This window comes from Streptomyces luteosporeus, assembly GCF_039532865.1.
Taxonomy (GTDB): Bacteria; Actinomycetota; Actinomycetes; order Streptomycetales; family Streptomycetaceae; genus Streptomyces; species Streptomyces luteosporeus.
In genome coordinates this window covers 729-1358 of record NZ_BAAASL010000049.1, presented here as the reverse complement: position 1 = coordinate 1358, position 630 = coordinate 729, and the positions used below count along the sequence as shown (strand labels likewise).

General features: G+C 56.5%; 2 protein-coding genes. Both read left to right on the top strand.

Annotated elements, in window-relative coordinates:
* The coding region (locus tag ABD361_RS30325; RefSeq protein ID WP_344440183.1) for a DUF1380 family protein at nucleotides 1-336 on the top strand (336 nt) is incomplete at its 5' end.
* Between the two features lie 53 nt (nucleotides 337-389).
* On the top strand, nucleotides 390-630 hold a 241-nt coding region (locus ABD361_RS30320; protein WP_344440182.1), incomplete at its 3' end, for a hypothetical protein.

Genomic DNA, 630 nt, shown 5'->3' with positions numbered 1-630 from the left:
CCGGCGGATATCGAAGCACTGGCCGACGGAATGGAATATGCCGTTTCGGAGCAGGACACAAGGGCGGTACTGGCGCGTATGGACGCCATTCCGGAGGAACAACGGCTTGAGTCGGGCGTGTCTGCCGGTGCGGTGATGGATCTGATTGAACAGGTGAAAGAGGCCGTTCCGGCGGTGATGGTGCCGGCGGACCTGCTTGAAACCCTGCTGACCACTGCCGAACAGGCGTTATGGCACAGAGAATGGACCGCCCGTGACTGCAATCATCCGGTCCCGGAAAGCGTTACCCGTCGCCTGGCTGATGCGGCGAAAGTTCGCGCCTTACTGAAAAAATGAAATCAACACGCCGCCCGGGCGGCGTGTACTGACCCCGTTCAGAGGAACCCATTATGCAGGAAACCACCACGTTAAACGCCCTTGTTATGCGCCGTGCGCGCGATTTGATTGCTGATTATGGATGGCCTGACCATACCGATGTTGATCAGCGTGATCCGGTCAATAAACCGGGCTGGATAAGCATTTATGTCCGTCTGGATGCGGCAAATATTGTTCATCTGCTGCCTTTGCTTTGTACCGGTGACGTACCCGCAGATCTGCAAAGTGCCATGACAAAAATATCCGGGACGCCAG